The organism is Devosia sp. LC5, from assembly GCF_000735585.1.
Lineage (GTDB): Bacteria > Pseudomonadota > Alphaproteobacteria > Rhizobiales > Devosiaceae > Devosia.
Window position 1 is genome coordinate 109,227 of sequence record NZ_JNNO01000034.1, and the last position, 20,073, is coordinate 129,299.

Here is a 20,073-nt window from a genome sequence, read left to right on the forward strand (position 1 = left end):
AGGGCGCGCGCAGGATATAAACTTATCTTTATATCCGGTTGATCCGGGCGGCGGGCTTGGCTATAGCAAAGGCAAGATTTCCTGTGCCCAAGCGGAGCCCGCCATGACCACCAACTCGACCGACTATGCGGTCAAGGACATTTCCCTCGCCGAATTCGGCCGCAAGGAAATCCAGATCGCCGAAATCGAAATGCCTGGCCTGATGGCCATCCGCGAGGAATATGCCGCCGCCCAGCCGCTCAAGGGCGCGCGCATTGCCGGCTCGCTCCACATGACCATCCAGACCGCCGTGCTGATCGAGACGCTGGTGGCGCTGGGCGCCCAGGTGCGTTGGGTCAGCTGCAATATCTTTTCGACCCAGGATCATGCCGCAGCCGCCATTGCCGCCGCCGGCATCCCGGTGTTCGCCCATAAGGGGGAGAGCCTGGAAGAATACTGGGCCTTTACCGACCGCATGATGGACTGGGGCAATGGGCTCACTCCCAATATGATCCTCGACGATGGCGGCGACGCCACCATGTATATCCTCAACGGTGCCAAGGCCGAGCAGGATGCCTCCTTCCTCGACAAGCCCGGCAATGAGGAAGAGGAAATCTTCTTCGCCACGATCAAGAAGCGCCTGGCGACGTCGCCCAATTTCTTCTCCACCATCCGCGCCAATATCCGCGGCGTGTCCGAAGAAACCACGACGGGCGTGATGCGGCTCTATCAGCTGCATGCCAAGGGCGAGCTGCCTTTCCCCGCCATCAACGTCAATGACTCGGTCACCAAGTCCAAGTTCGACAATAAATACGGCACCCGGGAATCGCTGGTCGACGCCATCCGCCGCGGCACCGACGTGATGCTGGCCGGCAAGGTCGCCATCGTGTGCGGCTATGGCGATGTGGGCAAGGGCTCGGCCGAATCGCTGCGCGGCGCCGGCGCCCGCGTGCTGGTCACCGAAGTCGACCCGATCTGCGCGCTGCAGGCGGCCATGGAAGGCTTTGAGGTCGTGACACTCGAAGACGCCGCCCACAGAGCCGATATCGTGGTTACCGCCACCGGCAATCGCGACGTGCTGATGATCGATGACATGCGCAATCTCAAGGACATGGCCATTGTCTGCAATATCGGCCATTTCGATAACGAGATCGACGTGCTCGGCCTGCGCAATTTCAAGTGGACCAATGTGAAGCCCCAGGTCGACCTGATCGAGCAGCCCAATGGCAAGCGCCTGATCCTGCTGTCCGAAGGGCGCCTGGTGAACCTGGGCAATGCCACCGGCCATCCCTCCTTTGTGATGTCCGCCTCCTTCGCCAACCAGACGCTGGCCCAGATCGAACTCTGGACCAATGGCGAAAAGCTCGAAAAGAAGGTGCATGTGCTGCCCAAGCATCTCGACGAAAAGGTCGCCGAACTGCACCTGGCCAAGCTGGGCGCCAAGCTGACCAAGCTGAGCAAGACCCAGGCCGATTATATCGGCGTGCCGCAGAACGGCCCCTTCAAGTCCGGCGAATACCGCTACTGAGTTTTGGGCTTTTAAGATTGGTGCCCGCGGCTTCTGCCGCGGGCGTTTTTGTGCCGGGCTGTGGGGCTTTGCATATGTGCCGATCCAACGGCTTCATCGTCCCCTCGCCCCTCAGGGGAGAGGGCCAGGGTGAGGGGTGCAATGCTAGGATATCGCGCTTGTTGCAGCATCGCACCCCTCACCCGCCGCAAAGCGGCGACCTCTCCCCTGAGGGGCGAGGTGAGCCGGTGCGCAAGCGACAATCCCAACTTGGTGGACAGAGTTGAGAAGCACGATGCATGTTTCTGCTTCGTTCCCCGTCAAGGGGCGATATCCGCCATTTGGCAACAGGGTAGGTCCATTAAGACTCTTTTAGCCGATTCGCCGTGCCGGTATGGTCAGGGTGATTCGGGGCGCGGGGACACGCTGCCGGCTCGGGGTGGCGGGAACCGAAAATTCCGCTTGCGTCGCCCCTCTAGTGCAAAGCGTACCGCTCTTGGGGCGGACTTGGCAGAACGTAAAACAAACACGAGGGCAGCGCATGGCGCCGGATCGTTTCCGGAAGCATTGGGGATTCCGCGGATTGGCCGCGGCCCCTATGACACTGGCAACAGCCGTACCCGCCTTGGCCCAGAGCCCCACGACGGCCACTCTTGCCGGCGCGGCGCCGCTGGCCATTGCCGTGGGTGCGGGCGCCTTTGCCCTGCTCGCCATGGCCGTGCTGCGCACCATGCAGGCCGATGGCAAGAAGGCCCGCCGCAAGGCTGCCGAACAGATTGCCGGCCTGCGCGCGCTGGTCGACGAATATGAAGCCCTGCTCTCAGGCACGCGCGAAGTCACCGTGCTATGGACCGAAAACGATGGCGGCGCGCCCAAATTCCTGGGCCAGACCTCGGCCGTAGTGCCCACGGGCCGCCAACCCGAAAGCATTCTCGATTTCCATTCCTGGCTGGCCAATTACGATGCCGAGCAACTCGGCCAATCGCTCGAGGCGCTGCGCGTGCATGGCCAGGCGTTTTCCGCCAGCCTCACCGCCATTGACGGCCGGCTGATCCGCGCCAATGGCTGGGTGCTGGGCGGCGGCGTGGCGCTGCGCCTGCGCCCGGCTTTCCTGCAACCCAGCACCGAGCAGGCCGCGACGGCCAATGCCATGATGAGCGACACCGATAGCGTGCGCGCCATCCTGTCGCTGCTGAGCCAGCCCGCTTTCCTGCGCGGACCCAATGACAGGCTGATCTTTGCCAATCCGGCCTATCACAACCTTGCCAGGGCGCTGAACAAATCCGGCAGCGAAGCCGCCCCCGCCGAATTGCTCGACAACGGCGGGCTGAAAGCCCACCTCGCCGCCTGTGCCGGCGCCAACAAACCGGCCCGCATGAGCATGGACTGGCCCGGCCAGGGCCGGTTCGAGCTGATCGAATTTGCCATCAATGGCGGCCGCGCCGGCTATCTGCGGCCGCTCGAGGCAGCTGTCGTGCCGGCCGATCCGGGTGTCGCCCAGATCGGGGGCATCATCAATGCGCTGGCCACCCCGATCGCCATCTTCAACGGCCGGCGCGAACTGGTGCAGTTCAACCAGGCCTATGCCGATCTCTGGCATCTTAATGGCGGCTTCCTCGTGCCGGGGCTGGATGAACGGGCAATCCTGGACAAACTGCGCACCGAGGGCATGCTGCCCAGCCAGGTGGATTACCAGACCTGGCGCACCAGGCATCTGCAATCCTATACCCGCACCATTGCCTATGAGAACGAGCCCTGGCACCTGCCCGATGGCCGCACCATCAAGGTGATTTCGGCACCCGCCGGCGCCAATGGCGGGGTGATCTATGTGTTTGAGGACCTGACCGAACGGCTCAAGCTGGAAAGCACCAACAAGGCCTTCACCAATGTGCAGCGCGAAACCATCAACGCGCTGAGCGAAGCCGTCGCCGTGTTCGGCACCAATGGGCGGCTGACGCTGTCCAATCCACGCCTCTCCGCGCTGTGGAAGCTGCCGATGAACGAATTGGGGCAGAACCCCCATATCGACCAGATCGCCGAGGCCTCGGGCCGCGCCATTCCCGAGGATGGCGCCAGCATCTGGCGGGACCTCAAACGCGGGATCATCGATCTCAACCCCACTCGCTCCGACCAGACCGGGCGGCTCAACCGCTCCGACGGGCGGCTGCTCGATTATGCCATTACCCGCCTGCCCGACGGGCAGACCATGATGACCTTTCTCGACGTCACCGAAAGCGCCTCCTATTCCAAGGTGCTCAAGGAGCGCAACGACGCGCTGGTGGCCGCCGACGTGCTCAAGGACGCCTTCGTCGAGAACGTCTCCTATGAATTGCGCAGCCCCTTGACCAACATCATCGGCTTTGCCGACCTGCTCGCGGGCAGCGAGGGTGGTTCGCTCAACGAACGGCAGCGCTCCTATATCGATTATATCCGCGCCTCCTCGGTGACGCTGGGCGTATTGATCGACAATATCCTCGACCTCGCCTCGGTCGATGCCGGCATTGCCGAATTACGGCCCGAACTGCTCGATGTGCATGGCCTGGTCGACAAGGCGCGGGCGGGCTTGTCGGCGACATTCCCCGAAGTTTCGGGCGAAAAGCCGATCAATCTGGTGGTCGATATCGAAGACCGGCTGCCGTCGTTTATCGCCGATGGCACACGCATCGTGCAGGTGCTGTATAACCTGCTCTCCAACGCCGCCCGCTTCTCCCCGCCGGGCGGGGAAATCCGGCTCACCGTCAGCCATCGGGCCGAGCGCATGCTGTTCATCATCGAGGATGAGGGCCCGGGCCTGACCGATGAAATGAAATCGGCCATCCTCACCCGCCTCGACGCCCCCGCCGGCGGACGCCAGCGCGGCGCGGGGCTGGGCCTCGCCATCGTCAAGACCTTTGTGAACCTGCATGGCGGGGTCATTTCGGCCGAGCGCCGCGAACCCCGCGGCAGCCGCATCATCGTCAACCTGCCCCGCGACAGCGCCATGGCGGGCGTGGCGGAATAATTTTGCCCGTTGGTGGACGAATTTTCCCTTTGGCTGGGAATAGTCATAGATTCAGCGGCTCCAGCGCACCCCTCACCCGCCGCGTTGCGGCGACCTCTCCCCTGAGGGGCGAGGTGAGCCGGCAAGCAATTCTAAGGGCCAAAATATGCAAAAACTGCTCCCCGACGATGAAGCCACCGCGGCCCTTGGCGCGGAATTGGCCGCGACGCTCTCGCCCGGCGACTTGATCATCCTCGAGGGCGATCTGGGCGCGGGGAAAACGGCTTTGGCCCGCGCCATCGTCCGCACGCTCGCCAACGACCCCGCGCTCGACGTGCCCTCACCCACTTTTGCCCTCGTGCAACCCTATGACACGCCAAAGGGTCCCGTGCTGCATGCCGATCTCTACCGGCTGGGCGATCCGCGCGAGGTGGACGAGCTTGGCCTGCTCGAGAATCCCCATGCCATCGTGCTGGTCGAATGGGCCGAGCGCTCACCCGAAATCGTCGCGGCCGCGAGCATGGTGATTACGCTGGCCATCCCACCGGGCGGCATGGGGCGGCTGGTGAGCGTCACCCGCCGCTAGTTATCGCTGCGGCGTTTCATATGCTCGCTTTCCTGGTTGGCGCCGCGGCGGATGGAGCGGTCGCCATGGGAGATTTCATATTCTCCGGCTGGCTGTTCCTGCTCGCGGCGCGCTTCGGCCATGGATTTCTCGTGTGGATCGACCGGGGTGCCCTTGGTCTTTTCCCGGCCCTCGATAATGGCCTTTTGCTGTTGGCGGGTGCGGGCGCCGGTGGTTTTCTCGGTGCCGCGCGGCTGGGTCGTGCTTTGCTGAACCATGATGGTGCTCCTTGGCTATCGGGACCAACGCGGGCGCGGCGCCAAGGGTTTCCCGATGTGATCGGCGTGGGGGGAACTTCTCGCGTCCTTGCCGGTTGGCCCCATGAGGGCCAAGCATGGAGCAAGAGCCATGAACCATCATCCCAAGACCTCAAAACCCAATGATCTCGACCTCAAGCGCAATCCGGGCATCGGCCAGACCACGGCCGGTATCGACCAGGAGGAGACGACGTTCGAGGACGAGGAGGGCGGCTCCACCGTCGAGGGCGATGTGATGAACGGCACCGAAGGCGACGGCAGCATCAATCCGCGCCACCGCGGCCGCACCAATAAATAGCGCCTAATTCTGGCCGAGAATGGTGTCGACCACAGCCTCGACGCTCATATCCGAACTATCGATCCAGAGGCCGAGGCGCGGCGTCTCGCGCGCCAGCGCCTCGGCCAGAATACCGGGCGGAAAATTCTCGCCATACCCGGTCTTGGCCCGCGTCCGATCCCGTCGCGTCAGGGTCGCCACCGATGGCGCCAGCACCACCACTTGCGGCACCAGATCAGCCAACCGCTCCGCCGCCGCCACCAGATCCCGCCCGATCAGGATATCCTGATAGACCACGGCAAACCCTGCCGCGTGGTAGGCCCGCGCCGCATCGGTGGCGAGAAGCTGCCGCAAATCCAGCTGCCGCCGCGCCTCATCATCCAGCACCGGCCCCATCTCGGCCGCGCCATTGACGATCATCTTGCGAAACACATCGCCGCGCAGATGGACGGATTTGGGCAAGCGTTTGGCGAGAGCCTCGGCGATGGTGGATTTTCCGGCGGCCATGGCGCCGGTGATGATGAAGAGGGGTGGGGTCATGGGGGGCATTATGCCGAACCAAACCACGATGTCATCCCGGCGCAGGCCGGGATCCACGCTGTGTTCTGTCCACAATCTGAATAGCGCGGCTGGGCCTTCAGCATGGATTCCGGCCTGCGCCGGAATGACCCGGTGGGTGGAGAAGGTGCTGATAAACCCCAATTTACATCGCGCGCAATTGTATCTAGGCTCCAAGCATTGTGGGGGGCACAATGTCATTTAAAGAAGATGTCGCCGATTTGGCGAAGCGCGCCATTAGCGCGCAAGCAGTTGCTCAGAATGAAGAGGCAACGAAGAACGCTATTGTCATGCCGTTTCTTCGCGTTCTGGGATTTGATGTCTTCGATCCGACGCAAATCATTCCAGAATATGTTGCCGATGTAGGGCTCAAGAAGGGTGAGAAAATCGATTACGCCGTCAAGATCGGCAGTCGGATTGAGTATCTAGTTGAAGCCAAGTCAGTGTCGGTCAATCTGCGCGAGGCGCAGTATAGCCAGCTGTTCCGCTACTTTCACACCTGTGACGCCAACATCGGAATTCTGACCAATGGCTTGCAGATCTGGTTTTTTACCGATCTTGAAGCGCCGAACAAGATGGATGCCACGCCCTTCTTCAAGTTTGATCTGCTGTCCTATGATGACAATGATCTCAAGGAACTGGAGAAGTTCCACAAGGCCAATTTCAGCATTGAGAACATCAAGGCTGCGGCATCCACGCTGAAATATCTGCGCGGGGCGATCGCTTTCATTGAAAAGCAATGGGCCGACCCCGATGAAGCTTTCGTGCGCATGGTGGCCAAGGATTTCTATGAAGGCCAGTTGCGCACTCCCGTCGTCGAGTCGCTGAAGCCCATCGTCAAGCGCGCCTTTGGCGACCTGTTCCGGCAACGCGCCCTGAAAAAGATCGACACGGCTTTTGATGGCGGCAGCGAGGAAACCCTGATCGAGGTCAACGAGACCAAGGTCGAGACCACCCAGGAAGAGTTGCAGGGCTTCATGATCGTGCGCGCCATCGCCGCTGAGGTGGCGCCGGTATCACGCATCACTCTGCGTGACGCCCAATCCTATTGCGCGATCCTGTTTGACGACAACAACCGCAAGCCCATCGCCCGTATGCACTTCAATGGCAAGACCAAGTTCGTGACCGTATTTGGGGCGGACAAGGAGGGAGTGCGGCATGATGTGTCACGAGTAGAGGATCTGTTTGGGCTACGTGGCCCGCTTCTTGCCGCCATCAAGTTATATCTCATCTGAGGGGCCAGACATCGTGCGGAAGGTCTTCATTAGTTATCATCATGCCAATGACCAATGGGCGAAGGACGCTTTGGTCACAATGAATTTTTGGGGGGATGTCTTCGAGGATTTGTCCGTCAACTCAGGAGATATTGATGACGAGTACCTGACGGACGAAGAAATTCGAGTTCGTGTGAGAGACGGGTATCTACGTCAATCAACGGTTACGCTAGTTTTAGTAGGAACAGAGACCCGATATAGAAAGCATGTCGACTGGGAACTTTTTTCTAGCATGCGTGACAGTCAACTAAATCCGAAGTCGGGTATTATTTTGGTGCCGCTTCCGGACACGGGTATTACTCATTTCACGGCGGCGCACGGGGCGGAGGAAAAGAACGCCATATACCCCGACGTCACGAATTGGACTTCATGGAACAGGGGGGAGCATGAAGATATATACCCCCATTTTTCCACGAGAATGATAGACAATCTGGTCTGTCCGACGGCCCACATTTCAGTAGTGCCGTGGAATCGCATCGTGAATTCCCCGGACAACCTGCGTCGAGAAATAGAGTACGCACACGCCGACAGAATGACTTGTGAGTATGACTTCTCGACCCTAATGAGGCGACGTAACGGCCCTGGGCTCAGAAGGTAGGGTGCCCACCGATGCCACAAACCGCAAGTTCCACTCAGAACATCCTAGTCCTTACATGGGATTGGGTAACCTGGTCATTCGGAGTGGAGTTGGGCGGGCCGGCCCTTGCCGTAGTGTTGATCGGCCTCATTTGTACTTTAGCCGCTTGGCTACTCCCTCGTTTGCGACGCAATGAACTTATGGAAATAGACCAGACCGAGATCGGTATTGGTGAATCAAAAATAGTATTTCGACCAAATAATACGGACAGGCAGGTGGCGTACGCCATATGGGTTGAGTTGAGCACTCGGAAGATCGGATTGCCAATAGATCTTGATGATGATGTGATAATTGAAATATATGACTCTTGGTATAATTACTTCTCTGTTACTAGGGATATGATTAAGACCATTGCCGTGTCCAAGGTTCGAGGGGCAAGTACACGGGCGATAGTGAACCTTTCAATTGACGTATTGAATGAAGGACTCCGGCCGCATTTAACCAAATGGCAGGCGCGCTTTCGGCATTGGCATGAGAAAGAGCTGGAAAAAAAAGACAAAAGTGGCGTTGAGGTGGTCGACCCGCAGCTGATGCAAAAGAAGTTCCCTCAATACGAAGAGCTCAAAAAAGAGCTTCTAGAAATAAACAAGAAGCTAATCTTCTATCGGGGGAAGATGCAGGCGATCGTTTTCGATAAGACCTAATGCGCCTCATCCCAATTATGCGCGGCATGCGCGTCCACCTGGATCGGGACGGATAGCCGAACGGCGGGTTCCGCCGCCCCCTCCATGACCGTCTTGATCACCGGCATGGCGGTGTTCTCGGTGCCCAGGGGGACTTCGAAGATCAGTTCGTCATGGACCTGCAGCAGCATGTCGGCTTCGATGCCGGCTTTCTTCAAGGCCGGTTCCATGCGGATCATGGCGCGGCGGATGATGTCGGCGGCAGAGCCCTGGATGGGGGCGTTGATCGAGGCGCGTTCCACGAAGCTGCGTTCGCTCGGATTGTGCGAATTGGCATTGGGGAAATTGATCTTGCGGCCGAAGATCGTGCTGACATGGCCGTCGGCTTTCACCCGCCGCTTCTGTTCTTCCATATAGTCGCGAATGCCGGGGAAGCGCTCGAAATAGGTCTTGATGTAATCGCCTGCCTCGCCGCGTGGAATGCCCAGCTGATTGGCGAGGCCAAAGGCTGATATGCCATAGATGATGCCGAAATTGATCGCCTTGGCGCGGCGGCGCACGTCCGAGGGCATGCCCTGGACCGGGACGCCGAACATTTCGCTCGCCGTCATGGCGTGAATGTCCAGCCCCTCCTCGAACGCGTCCTTGAGGGCCTGGATATCGGCGATATGGGCCAGCACGCGCAATTCGATCTGCGAATAATCGGCTGAGACCAGGATTTTGCCGGGCGCGGCGACGAAGGCGCTGCGGATCTTGCGGCCATCCTCGGTGCGCACCGGGATATTCTGCAGGTTCGGATCGTTGGAGCTCAGCCGCCCCGTCAGCACCGAATGCTGGGAATAGGTGGTGTGGACCCGGCCGGTGCGCTGGTTGATATAGGCGGGCAGGGCATCGGTATAGGTGCCCATCAGCTTGGTGAGCTGGCGCCAATCCACAATGGTGCGCGCGAGCGGCACGCCCTTGAGCGCCAGTTCCTCGAGCACGCCGGCGCCGGTTGCCCAGGCGCCGGTCTTGGTCTTGGTGCCGCCCTCAAGCCCCATCTTGTCGAACAGGATTTCGCCCAATTGCTTGGGTGAACCGAGATTAAAGCTCTGCCCGGCCAGCTCATAGGCTTCCGCTTCGAAGGCGGCGGCGCGCTGGGCGAATTCGCCGGAAAGGCGGGAGAGAATCTGGCGGTCAATGGAAACGCCGCGCCCCTCCATGCGCGAGAGCACCGGGGCCAGCGGGCGCTCGATGGTTTCATAGAGCGCGGTCATGTTTTCGGCGGCGAGGCGGGGTTTGAGCACCTGCCAGAGGCGGATGGTGATGTCGCTGTCCTCGGCGGCATAGCGGGCGGCATCGGCCAGCGGCACCTGGGCAAAGGTCTTCTGCGTCTTGCCGCTGCCCAGCAGGTCCTTGATGGGAATGCCGGCAAAGCCCAGCCAATGGTCGGACAATTCGGCCATGGTGTTGAATTGCGGGCCGTCGAGCGAATAGCTCAACAGCAGCGTGTCATCGATGGAATTGACCGCAATGCCGTAGCGGGCGAGCAGGCCCAGATCGTATTTGGCATTGTGGAAAATCTTGAGGATCGAGCGGTCGGCAAACATGGGCCGCACCAGCTCGAGCGCCTCGCGCATATCCATCTGCCCCTCGACGCGTCCGCCGCCGAACATGTCGTCATTGCCCTCGATATGGCCGAGCGGCAGATAGGCGCCGGTGCCGGGGGCGACGGAAAACGAAATGCCGACCAGGTCCGCGGTCTGGTTGTCGAGCCCGGTGGATTCGGTATCGGTGGCCACATGGCCATTGCTGACGATCAAGTCGAGCCAGCGCTGTAAGGCGCTGGCGTCGCGGATGATCTCATAGGCATCCGGATTGAAGGGAATGGCCTTGACCCGGGCATGCATGTCGGCGGCGTGCAGCACGGTGGCATTGCCGGCCCGGCCAGTGGCCTCCTGGCGGGCAGCACGGGCCTCGGCGCGGGCAGTATTGTCGAAACCGACGGCGGCCACGGGCTTGGCGGCGATGTCCGGATCGGCGGCGAAGTCATCGGGATTGGCATCCAGCAGGCCGGCCAGGCGCTTGGTAATGGTGGCAAATTCCATCGCCTTGAGGAAGGGAAACAGCGCACTTGGCGCAATTGGCTGGCGCGCCAGGGCGCCCAGGTCCAACTCGACCGGCACGTCCTGCGCCAGGGTCACGAGGCGCTTGGAAATGCGGGCCAGCTCGGCATGTTCGCGCAGCTTTTCGCGGCGGGCATTCTGCTTGATCTCGTCGACATGGGCGAGCAGGTTTTCGATGTCCCCATACTGGTTGATCAGCTCGGCCGCCGTCTTGACGCCAATGCCCGGCACGCCCGGCACATTGTCGACGCTGTCCCCGCACAGCGCCTGCACGTCGATCACCTTGTCGGGGCCGACGCCGAACTTGTTGAACACTTCCTCCACCCCAATCCAGCGCAGCGGCGGCTGGCCGGGGCGGGGAATGGTATCGAGCATGCGGATCGAGCCATCGGGCTCAACCAGCTGCATCAGATCCTTGTCGGAGGACACGATAGTGACCTTGCCGCCGGCCTTGCGCGCATTGCAGGCATAGGTGGCGATGATGTCATCGGCCTCCCAGCCTTCCATCTCGATGGAGGGAATGCCAAAGGCGCGGGTGGCGGCGCGGGTCAGGGGGAATTGGGGCACCAGCTCTTCGGGCGCGGGCGGCCGCTGGGCCTTGTATTGCGGATAGATATCGTCGCGGAAGGTCTTGCTCGAATAATCGAAGATCACCGCCATATGGGTGGGCTCGTCCTCGCCCTTGAGATCCTCGGTGAGCTTGTAGAGCATGTTGCAAAAGCCCTGGACGCAGCCGACCGGCAGCCCATCCGACTTGCGGTTGAGCTGGGGCAAGGCGTGGAAGGCGCGGAAGATGTAACCCGAGCCGTCGACGAGCAGCAGATGCATGAAGCGATTCCCGATCCGTGAAGCGAGCGGACTTTAAGGGAGTTTGGTCCCGCCCAAAAGCCTTGCCGATCTTTTCATTTACCCCTGCAACAAAAACCGGCTTGTGGCGTTGGCCGGCTTTAAGCCATCATCGCTGTGGTGGTCCGCTTTGTAATGGGCAAGCCTTTTGGGTGACATGGTTCGACGCATTCCGCGCCATTTGCAGAACCCGGCCAGGCTTTGTCGCCCGGCCCCGAATGGCTGCGCCATGGCCGCATTCGGGCGGGCGGAGGGCCCGGCGGCGTGACCAGTTCGGAGCGCGCATTGATCCTGGTATCGGCCGAGGGCGACGGCGACCAGACCAGCCAATTGCTGAAAAATGCCGGCTGGGCGGCGGAAACCTTCACCCATGCCGACGCGCTGGTGGAGCAATTGCACAAGGGCGCCGGGGTGGCCCTGCTGGCCGATGAAACCCTGCATGGCGACAATCTGCGGCCGCTATTCGAATGGGTCGCCAACCAACCCTCCTGGTCCGATTTCCCCTTCATCGTGCTGACCCGCCGCGATGAAGGCATTCCTGCCGGGCTCGACAACGGGCTTGAGACCCGGCTGGGCAATGTGATCTTTCTTGAACGGCCCTTCCACCCTCAGGCGTTGAGCAATGTGGTGGGCAATGCGCTGCGCGGCCGCCGCCGTCAATATGAAGCACGCCGCTATCTCGATGACTTGCGCGAGGGCGAACAGAGCCTGCAGACGGCGCTGCTGGCCGGCCGCATGGGCTCCTGGGAGCTCGACATCACCGAACAGGTGCTGCATGGCTCCGACCAGTTCAAGGCCTGCTATGGCAGGGCGGCGGACGAGCGGCTGCTGTATGCCGACCTGATCGCCGCCATTGCCTCGCCCGATATCCAGCGGGTGCAGCGGGCGCTGCACGATTCCATCAGCACCGGGGCGGATCTGGTCATCGAATATCGCGTGATCTGGCCCAATGGCACCGAGCATTGGCTGGATTCCCGTGCCCGTGTGCTGCCCGACCGCTATGGCCGGCCCGAAACGCTGGTGGGCGTGGTCTCGGACATTACCGCCCGCCGCAATGCGGAGGCGGAGCGCGAAAAGCTGCTATTGGCCTTGGCCACCGAACGCGAACGCACGCAGCAGGCCCTGCGCGGCGAGCGGGCGCTGTCAGGCCTGTTGCTGACCAGCGTGCCGGCCGGCATTGTCGCCTATGACAGCGATTTCCGCGTCACCATCTGGAATCCGGTGATGGAACGCATTTTCGGGCTGCCCTCGCCAGCGGTGCTCGGACGGCCGCTGACCGATGTGTTCAGCCGCGATCAGGGCGACATCATCGAGCCGCGGCTGCGCGATGCGCTGGCGGGCGTCTCCGGGCCGATCGAGGAAATCGAATTGACCACTATTGCCGCGGGGCAGGTGATGCTGGAAAGCCAGCATGCCCCGCTGCGCGGCGGCGACGGACAGATCGTGGGCGGGGCGGCATTCTTCCGCGACATTACCGACCGCCACCGCGCCGAAGAGCAATTGCGTCAAGCCCAGAAGATGGAAACCATCGGCCAGCTGACCGGCGGGGTGGCGCATGATTTCAATAATCTCTTGGCTGCCGTGCAGGGCAATCTCGAATTGCTGGCCAAGCGCCTGCCCGATGACCCGCAAATCCGCCGCTTCATCGACGGCGCCTTGCAGGGGGCCCAGCGCGGCGCTTCGCTGACGGCGCGCCTGCTGGCTTTCGCCCGCCGGCAGGAGTTGACGCCCGAGCCGACGGACCTGGCCCAATTGCTCGAAGGCATGCGCGGCCTGATGGAGCGCTCGTTGGGCACTATGGTAACCATCCGCTACGAGTTGGCGCCCGGCCTGCCGCCGGCCCGGGTCGATCCCAACCAGCTCGAACTGGCGATTTTGAACCTGGCGGTCAATGCGCGCGATGCCATGCCCGAGGGGGGCGAATTGACCATTTCGCTCAACCAGATGGATGGCAGCGATAGCCGGCTGGGCCTGAGCGGCCCCTTCCTGCGGCTGGGCGTGGCCGATACCGGTTCGGGCATGGATGCCGAAACGCTCAAAAGCGCCATCGAGCCGTTTTTCTCGACCAAGGAGCTGGGCAAGGGGACCGGGCTTGGCCTTTCCATGGTGCATGGCCTGGCCGTGCAACTGGATGGCGCACTCAAATTGATCAGCGCGCCGGGCGAAGGTACCACTGCCGAACTCTGGCTGCCGGTTTCCACCTCACCCGTCACGGAGCTGCGCGAAATGCCGCTGGAACGCACCGAGGCCCCCGCTTCCACCATCCTGGTGGTCGATGACGATGCGCTGATCAACATGAACACCGTCGATATGGTGGAAGACCTCGGCCATACCGCGCTCGAAGCCTATTCGGGCAAGCAGGCGCTCGAAATCCTGGGTAGCGGGCAACAGGTGGATATGCTGATCACCGATTATGCCATGCCCGGCATGACCGGGGTGGAGCTGGCCGGCAAGGCCCGCCAATTGCGGCCCGGCCTGCCCATCCTCTTGGCCACCGGCTATGCCGACCTGCCCAGCGGCACCAGCACCGATCTGCCGCGCCTCGCCAAGCCCTATCAGCAGACCGATCTGGCAACGCAGATCGCAAGACTGCTGGCGCATCGGGAGTGATGGAAGCCGATCAACGCAGCCCGGATTGAACCAACAGCCCCGCCCGCTTGGCGTCGTAATAATAGCCAGCGGCGTAGAACCGCACCGCCTGGTCGTGATTGCCGCGCGCCGTCATATAGGCGCCGGCCAGATACCGCACCGCATAGCGCAGATTGGTCTCGGCATCGAGCAGCCCGCCGGGCGAGCCGCGATAGCCCATGCCGCTGGCGGTAGCGTGGGAAATCTGCATCAGGCCATAATAGGGCCCATTGCGGGCCGCCGGATTGTAATTGCTCTCGCGCACGATCACCCGCCGCACCAGGGCCTCGGGCACGCTATATTGCTGGGAGTAATGCGCGATCAGCCCATCGAGGCTCCCACTGGCCGCATAACCCAGCGCCTCCGGCGCCATCGGTACCGCGTCGGCCTTGGGCACATGGCCCGGCTGGGTGGGCGCCAGCGCCGCAATGGCTGCGGTGGCCGGGCCGGCCGCGGGCTTGAGCGAGCCCGTCGAGCAGCCCGAAACCACAAGCGCCAGCATAGCGGCGGCCCCAATCGCCTTCGCGCTCATCCCAAATGTGTGTACATCTGCCATAAGGTCACCCCAGACCGTTTCCATAGAAGGCGCGATAGAGTGCCGACCTGAAAAAAGCATTACGATTTTAACCATAAGCCCGGCGCAACGGCAAAACCTGCCGCGCAGCCATTCAAGCCCCAGCGCGATAAGGATAAATCGAGGCGGCTTGATGGCAAAATCGCGATGGAGCGCGGGCGGGCATTCATCTGTTCCCGATAGACCGGGAGTCTCGGTCCAGTTCCTTCCCCTCGTGCGGGCAGGTGCCGTGTAGTCCAAATACGCCCGTGCCGGCGAGGAGAGTTCCCCCGCCCCCACCTTCCCACAAGAGGGAGATAGGCAGACGGGGCTTGCCGGGCGGCGGACAGCGCCCTCACGCGGCCTGAGCGAACGACCTCTCCGCCTGCTGCTATTCCCTCCAGTCACCGTCATCATCCGGCTTGTCCACGTGATCCGCGCGGCGGCAACCGATTTGCCCGGACAAATCAGGTAATGACCATGGGAGCTTGGCTTGGGGGACGACGCGGAGACGTCCTCAAACCGAACACCGCCTCAAAAGGGGGTGGGATGAAGTGGCGCCAAGCCAATTCTGAGCGGGATGTTGATTGGAGGGCGGTCACGACGCCATTGGAGCCCGCCAATGCCGTGATACGGGATTTCTTGTTCACCCCCGTTGCGCGGCTCACACTCTTTAGCTAGTTTGCACCCCGTTCAGCCGGGGTCCGCCCCGCCCCACGGATGCACCCGTAGCTCAGCTGGATAGAGCGCTGCCCTCCGAAGGCAGGGCTAAGTCAAGCCTGCTGTAGGCGAGTGGCGAAAAAATAGAGGAAAACCAAGCGATTGGTGAAGCTGGGAGGAAGTAACAAAATCGGTTCCGAGGTCGCGGAAGCACCACGGAAGCAAACTGAAGGAGGTTGTAGAGAACGAACGGCGAGGATCGGCAGGGTTATGCACCCGTACCGTTTGAGCCGATTCGATTACTGGATTCGGGATTGACCCTGTTCGGTCTCGGACACTATCTGAACATTGATGCACCCGTAGCTCAGCTGGATAGAGCGCCACCCTCCGAAGGTGGAGGCCACACGTTCGAATCGTGTCGGGTGCGCCACCACCCCCACCAGGGGTTGGCTTGGCGGGTTAGAGCGTTCCTCCCTGCCTGAAGCGCCCTCCTATAATTGAAGCCGTGCTGGTCTGTCAGCTCGATGTCGGTCCGGCGCTGGGGTTGACCCCGGTGCTCAACCAATCGGGCGAAAGCCATCGCGTCGGCCGCGTGTCCCTGTGCGGCGACGAATTGACCTGCTTCGCGCCGGCAACGGCGAGCGCTGGGCCTCGATCCCGGCGTTCAAGCGCACCGTGCGCGGCATCCGCGTCGAGGTCGGCATGATCCGGTGGCAATGCACCAAGGACTACAAGATCGTGCCGATCCGTCGGCACGTCCTTGCGCCAGCCGTGCGGGCGTGATTCCTCCTCCGACGCGGCGGGGACGGTTGTGACACTCAAGTCATGTCCGCCTCCGATCCTTCGGAAACTCGGCTTGCGGCGCTGACCGCCAAGGTCGGCCCTGCGGAATGCTTCCGTAACTTTGCAAGTCCGGATACAGTGTTGACTGGAAGCGATCTCGTCACGTCATGCCAGAGCCTATGAACCGCCCTTACATCAAACACATCGGCATCGTGGGCTGCTCGGCAGAGGGTGCGGCACTCTGCTACAAGACAATCTGTCAGGAGGGAGCTGCGCTGCTGGGCGAACATGCGCACCCGCAGATTTCGATGCACACGCACTCGCTTGCCGATTACGTCGAGTGCTTGGAACGAGGCGACCTCGACGGTGTCGCGGAGTTGATGCTTAGTTCTGCGCGGAAGATCCAAGCGAGCGGTGCCGACTTCCTGATCTGCCCGGACAACACGATTCACCAAGCCATGGATCATGTGATCCCGCTTTCGCCGCTACCCTGGTTGCACATCGCGGAGGTGGTCGCGGCCGAGGCGGTGAGGAAGGGATATCGCCGGATCGGGCTCATTGGCACGCGCTGGCTGGTCGACAGCGACGTGTACCCGAGCCGCCTGTTGGCGGTGGGGCTCGACCATGTGCGCCCGAAGCCGGGCGAGCGCGAGCGCCTCGGAGAAATCATCATGTCGGAGCTGGTGAATGGCGTCTTTGACCCGTCCAGCATCGCCTACTTCAAAAAAGTAATCGAGCGCTTGAAGGCAAAGGGCTGCGACGCGGTCGCGCTTGCCTGCACTGAGATACCGCTCATCATCAACGACAACAATTCAGCGTTGCCGACACTAGACTCGACGCGTCTACTCGCGCGGGCGGCGTTGAGGCGTGCTGTAGCGCCTTCATCTCCTTGAATGTGAACTAAGCGGATGTACGCGCCCCGGTGTCAAAAGCGAGGTCGGTCGTGACACCAGCAACGCACCTCAGTCTTTCCACGGACTGCAGAGTGTTAGAACCGCCGGTCACAAGTGGACCTTTTTCAAGATTTGCCGGGCGAATTGGCAACGACCGCGAGTGAGTCGGGTGAGGTCATCCCGCTCCAGCGTCCACGCCGTCCTCGCCCCGTGAACACCGGGAGGTTGAGAGTAAGAGGGCTGCGCCGGTCTTCGTGACGGGTTGGAGGCCGAGAGAGAGGCTCCCGCTCGCGCCCGGCTGACGATGTGCGCGGCATCCAGAACGTTCTCGGGAAGCCACAATCCAGGGGGCGGCACTGGTCGCCCATCGAGGCCCAGCAATCGTTCCAGGGCAAACGCTACGGCGCTACCACTGGCTTTGGTATGGAAACCTTCCCCTCGATAGCGATCCGCAAATTTTCAGGCCGATGGTCCCGCATACGCCTCTCGATCTCGATGACGACTTCGTGGCGGGCTTTCGGTGTAGCTGCCGATTCGCGAATAGCAACGTCGAAGCGAACCGACCGTGCCTTCGTGGCTGCGGCGATGCTGGTTACGTGCAGATTCCGTTGAAGTGCATGATAGATAGAAAGCGCCGAATACGTCACCCGAAACGCGGCCCTCAAACTTCGTTTGTTCCTGACGCGATGCCCCGCAATAAAATGGCGATATGCTTTTCGAGCAATTCAGTGCCGCGCGCTTTCGTCAGACTCCACGCGACAGCGTTCGCCAGCAGAAAAACATCCTCGGCTGTGACATCGGCTCGAATCTGCCCGGTCTCTTTGCCGCGAACCAGAACACGATCCGTCAAGCTCTCCAGCGATCCGCACAATTCGGCAAAGCTTCCCGACTTCCCCACTGAGGCATCTAACACGCGGTTCGGCAAACCGCTGTAGGTTCTCGAAAATAGGGCCAGTTCCCGCAGCCATTCGCCCAAGGCTTTCAAGGGGTAACGCGCACGCACACGCTTGTCCGCGTTTCTTGCCAACTGTTCCACATCGTCCTGGATCGCCGCCGCTATCAGGTCTTCCCGTGTCGGAAAGTGGCGATAGAGCGTGCCCTGGCCCACCCCCACTGTCTTAGCAATCTCTTCCAGGGAGGCATCGACGCCCTTGGATGCGAAGGCCGCCCTGGCAGTCTCGACGATCAGATCACGATTGCGGCGTGCGTCCGCGCGAAGGGGGCGCTTGGAGGAGGTTGTCATGTCTCAGCATAGCACTTGACATAAACGGACACCATGTCCACTTATTCGGACACAATGTCCGCTTGTGAGGGGTCCGTCGTGCCCGATTCTGAGAATGCCCAGCCTGTTCCATCAGCTCGGAGCCGTTGGTTTGCTCTGGCAGCCCTCGTCCTGCCCGTCCTGCTGGTCTCCATGGACCTCTCCGTCCTCTACTTGGCAGTCCCCCACATAAGCGCCGATCTGACACCAAGCAGCAATCAGATGCTGTGGATACTCGATATTTACGGATTTGTACTGGCAGGGCTTCTTATTGTGATGGGAAGCCTGGGCGACAGGATTGGCCGCCGTAGGCTGTTGCTCGCCGGAGCCTCGCTGTTCGGTGTGGCGTCATTGCTGGCGGCCTTTGCGCCAAGCCCCGAGTTCCTCATCGCGTCCCGCGCCTTGATGGGGGTGGGCGGGGCCACGCTTATGCCGTCGACGCTGGCGCTGATTCGTAATATTTTCCATGACCCTGAAGAAAGAACGCGCGCCATTGGCATATGGACCGCTGCCTTTGCCGGTGGTGGGGTTCTCGGCCCCGTAGTGGGAGGTGTGCTTCTGAGCCACTTCGACTGGGGTTCTGTCTTTCTTATCAATGTCCCGGTCATCATCACCCTGCTCGTTGTCGCACCGAAGCTCGTGCCGGAGCATCGCAACGATGAACAAAGCGGCTTTGATCTTGTTGGTGCAGCCCTGTCATTGGCTGCGGTTCTCGCGTTCGTTTACGCACTCAAAAAGGGAGCCGAAGAGGGCCTCTGGTCCGTTTCCAGCGGCTCGTTCCTGTTGCTCAGCTTGATCCTACTGGTTGTCTTTTTTGCGCAGCAACGCTCGACACACCAACCGCTGATCGACTTCACCTTGTTTCGGCGCAGAAAGTTCGTTGCGGGCATCCTCGCGGTTACGCTGGGAATGTTGGCGCTGACCGGCCCAACCATGTATCTGGCGCAGTATCTCCAACTTGTCCTGTCCATGTCTCCGCTGACGGCGGCGCTCTGGATGGCCCCCCTTACGTTTGCGTCAATGGCTGGAGCGATGGGTGCAACTGTTGTCGTCGCACGGTGGGGTCTTCCGCGCACCCTGTTCGTAGGGTTCCTTCTGGCCTCAGGTGGTTTGGCGATTACGGCGACAACTCCATCGCAGAACGGTCTAGCTATCGTGTTGATCGGCGGCGCTCTGCTGGGCGCTGGCGTAACGACAATCATGTCGCTCTCAACAGACGTGGTGGTGGCTGCCGCGCCGATAGAGCGCGCAGGAGCAGCTTCTGCACTGTCGGAAACCGGCTCCGAACTCGGTGCAGCGTTAGGTATTGCTCTCACGGGAACGCTGGGCACCGTGATTTACCGCTCTTCGTTGACGCTTCCCGCTGAACTTCCAGAAGATTTACACGAGGTCGCAGCGCAAACACTCGGCGCAGCCATAGCGGTTGCCGATACTCTCACCGGGTCAACCGCCGATGCGCTTCGTTTGAGCGCTCGACAAGCCTTCACCTCCGGCTTCACCACGGCAGCGGGTGTGGGAGCAATCATGATGTTTGCGCTTGGCGTGCTGGTTCCCTGGCTCATGCGATCCGCACCCGTCGAACGCGACATTCAAACCCCGGTGATACCAAAGGCCGCAAAGGAGTAAG

General features: G+C 61.4%; 15 protein-coding genes, 2 tRNA genes and 1 pseudogene. 13 read left to right on the forward strand and 5 right to left on the reverse strand.

What is annotated here, in order from left to right; all coding sequences use genetic code 11:
- The first annotated feature begins 103 nt into the window (after positions 1–103).
- From ahcY to tsaE, 3 genes are all read left to right on the forward strand, one after another.
- Complete coding sequence (ahcY, locus tag FF80_RS15135) at positions 104–1,507, forward strand: adenosylhomocysteinase (protein WP_035102110.1); 1,404 nt, start codon at positions 104–106, stop codon at positions 1,505–1,507.
- 577 nt (positions 1,508–2,084) lie between these two features.
- On the forward strand, positions 2,085–4,487 hold the full coding sequence (locus FF80_RS15140) for a PAS domain-containing sensor histidine kinase (protein ID WP_035102112.1): 2,403 nt from the start codon (positions 2,085–2,087) through the stop codon (positions 4,485–4,487).
- 145 nt (positions 4,488–4,632) lie between these two features.
- Positions 4,633–5,052 carry a tRNA (adenosine(37)-N6)-threonylcarbamoyltransferase complex ATPase subunit type 1 TsaE gene (tsaE, locus tag FF80_RS15145; protein ID WP_052153631.1) on the forward strand — a complete coding sequence of 140 codons (420 nt, stop codon included), beginning with the start codon at positions 4,633–4,635 and terminating at the stop codon, positions 5,050–5,052.
- On the opposite strand, the gene FF80_RS15150 is transcribed toward tsaE, so the two are convergent.
- Complete coding sequence (locus tag FF80_RS15150) at positions 5,049–5,309, reverse strand: hypothetical protein (RefSeq protein WP_035102114.1); 261 nt, start codon at positions 5,307–5,309, stop codon at positions 5,049–5,051. The genes tsaE and FF80_RS15150 overlap by 4 nt on opposite strands.
- 130 nt (positions 5,310–5,439) lie before the next feature.
- Here FF80_RS15150 and FF80_RS15155 point away from each other — a divergent pair, with 130 nt between their 5' ends.
- On the forward strand, positions 5,440–5,646 hold the full coding sequence (locus FF80_RS15155) for a hypothetical protein (RefSeq protein ID WP_035102116.1): 207 nt from the start codon (positions 5,440–5,442) through the stop codon (positions 5,644–5,646).
- A gap of 3 nt (positions 5,647–5,649) precedes the next feature.
- On the opposite strand, the gene FF80_RS15160 is transcribed toward FF80_RS15155, so the two are convergent.
- Complete coding sequence (locus FF80_RS15160; RefSeq protein ID WP_081917490.1) at positions 5,650–6,165, reverse strand: AAA family ATPase; 516 nt, start codon at positions 6,163–6,165, stop codon at positions 5,650–5,652.
- Between the two features lie 212 nt (positions 6,166–6,377).
- On the opposite strand from FF80_RS15160, the gene FF80_RS15165 reads away from it, so the two are divergent.
- The 3 genes from FF80_RS15165 to FF80_RS15175 are packed head-to-tail and all read left to right on the forward strand — an operon-like array spanning position 6,378 to position 8,738.
- Positions 6,378–7,418, forward strand: coding sequence for a type I restriction enzyme HsdR N-terminal domain-containing protein (locus tag FF80_RS15165; RefSeq protein WP_035102117.1), 1,041 nt, complete (start codon positions 6,378–6,380; stop codon positions 7,416–7,418).
- A 13-nt stretch (positions 7,419–7,431) separates the two neighbouring features.
- On the forward strand, positions 7,432–8,055 hold the full coding sequence (locus FF80_RS22405; protein ID WP_035102118.1) for a TIR domain-containing protein: 624 nt from the start codon (positions 7,432–7,434) through the stop codon (positions 8,053–8,055).
- Positions 8,056–8,066: 11 nt separating this feature from the next.
- Positions 8,067–8,738, forward strand: a complete 672-nt coding sequence (locus FF80_RS15175) for a hypothetical protein (RefSeq protein WP_035102119.1) — start codon at positions 8,067–8,069, stop codon at positions 8,736–8,738.
- Here the strand turns inward: FF80_RS15175 and polA are convergent.
- Positions 8,735–11,650 carry a DNA polymerase I gene (polA, locus tag FF80_RS15180; RefSeq protein WP_035102120.1) on the reverse strand — a complete coding sequence of 972 codons (2,916 nt, stop codon included), beginning with the start codon at positions 11,648–11,650 and terminating at the stop codon, positions 8,735–8,737. The genes FF80_RS15175 and polA overlap by 4 nt on opposite strands.
- 282 nt (positions 11,651–11,932) lie before the next feature.
- Here polA and FF80_RS21075 point away from each other — a divergent pair, with 282 nt between their 5' ends.
- Complete coding sequence (locus tag FF80_RS21075) at positions 11,933–14,278, forward strand: PAS domain-containing protein (protein WP_152558396.1); 2,346 nt, start codon at positions 11,933–11,935, stop codon at positions 14,276–14,278.
- Between the two features lie 10 nt (positions 14,279–14,288).
- On the opposite strand, the pseudogene FF80_RS22250 reads toward FF80_RS21075, so the two are convergent.
- Positions 14,289–14,630 (reverse strand): annotated as a pseudogene (locus FF80_RS22250) (lytic transglycosylase domain-containing protein); the annotation flags it as partial.
- Between the two features lie 946 nt (positions 14,631–15,576).
- Here FF80_RS22250 and FF80_RS21710 point away from each other — a divergent pair.
- From FF80_RS21710 to FF80_RS15215, 4 genes are all read left to right on the forward strand, one after another.
- A tRNA-Arg gene (locus tag FF80_RS21710) sits at positions 15,577–15,725 on the forward strand.
- A gap of 137 nt (positions 15,726–15,862) precedes the next feature.
- Positions 15,863–15,939, forward strand: a tRNA-Arg gene (locus tag FF80_RS15205).
- Between the two features lie 170 nt (positions 15,940–16,109).
- Positions 16,110–16,292, forward strand: coding sequence for a hypothetical protein (locus tag FF80_RS21955; RefSeq protein ID WP_035102121.1), 183 nt, complete (start codon positions 16,110–16,112; stop codon positions 16,290–16,292).
- Positions 16,293–16,471: 179 nt separating this feature from the next.
- Positions 16,472–17,185: an amino acid racemase gene (locus FF80_RS15215; RefSeq protein ID WP_035102122.1), complete on the forward strand. Its 714-nt coding sequence runs from the start codon at positions 16,472–16,474 to the stop codon at positions 17,183–17,185.
- Positions 17,186–17,846: 661 nt separating this feature from the next.
- Here the strand turns inward: FF80_RS15215 and FF80_RS15220 are convergent.
- Entirely contained in the window at positions 17,847–18,428 is a 582-nt protein-coding gene (locus tag FF80_RS15220; RefSeq protein ID WP_035102123.1) for a TetR/AcrR family transcriptional regulator, read from the reverse strand.
- Positions 18,429–18,506: 78 nt separating this feature from the next.
- On the opposite strand from FF80_RS15220, the gene FF80_RS15225 reads away from it, so the two are divergent.
- Positions 18,507–20,072, forward strand: coding sequence for an MFS transporter (locus FF80_RS15225; protein ID WP_052153656.1), 1,566 nt, complete (start codon positions 18,507–18,509; stop codon positions 20,070–20,072).
- Position 20,073 lies beyond the last annotated feature (1 nt).